This is a genomic window from Vibrio sp. YT-19(2023) (assembly GCF_033337395.1).
The window spans coordinates 1-868 of the sequence record NZ_JAWOQN010000275.1 but is presented as its reverse complement, the minus strand read 5'-3'; the positions used below and the strand labels follow the sequence as shown (position 1 = coordinate 868).

1 protein-coding gene and 1 pseudogene are annotated in these 868 nt (G+C 45.5%); both read right to left on the bottom strand.

The window, feature by feature from the left end:
* On the bottom strand, positions 1-724 hold a 724-nt coding region (locus R7E78_RS25385; protein WP_318058507.1), incomplete at its 3' end, for an ABC transporter permease.
* A 3-nt stretch (positions 725-727) separates the two neighbouring features.
* Positions 728-868 (bottom strand): annotated as a pseudogene (locus R7E78_RS25380) (ABC transporter permease); the annotation flags it as partial.

Sequence of the window (868 nt, the reverse complement as noted above, 5' to 3'; positions counted from 1 at the left end):
AGGTCAGCACGAGCGCAGATGTGAAGTGGCCGCTGGTTTGACGCATGTTGTACAAGTAGATTTGTAGGGTTTCGTAGCGAGTGCCAACCAAAATATTGGCGAACACGAACTCTCCTAGTAAGAATGAGAAGGAGAGGAACAACGATGCCATTAAACCTTTCTTTAAATTGGGCAAAATGATCAACAAAAAAGCTTTGGTCGTACTTGCGCCAAGCAAGTGCGCGGCGTCCATCAAATCATGTAAATTGATGGCTTCAAAGCTGTTGGAAATAGCGCGATACATAAATGGCAATGCGATGGTGAAGTAAGTGCCCACTAAAATCCAAGGTGTGCCTATAAGGGAAATTTCACTGTCGGCATAGAGTTGAAGAAGGCCCACAGACGAAACCACGGGTGGTACTGCAAATGGCAGCAAAATCAGGATATTCATCAGCTTGTCGAGTTTCGGAAAGTAGTAAAACACCACGAAAATTGCAGGCAGTACGAGAACAACACTCAGCGCTAGTGCTGAAAGGCCAATAAAGAGCGAGCGACCAAATGCCTGTAAGAAGCGAGGATCTGTTAGCAGTTTAATGTACCAGTCAAAAGTGAAACCATCAGGCAGAATCGTTGCGCCCCAGCGAGAAGAAATCGAGTAAATGAACGTCGCTAGAATCGGGATCAGCATGATTCCGACGATGGTGTAAACGACGCTTTTATGGAATCGAGAATTTACGTCTTGCATGGTTTACTTCCTGCTTTTCTTAGCTGCGTAACTTTTGGCAATCAGCCACTGGTTAATCACCGTAATAAACGCCAACAGCGCCATTAAGATGACCGAGATGGCGGCTGCTAAATTTGGCTCTAGGAACAAATCACCAGACACCAA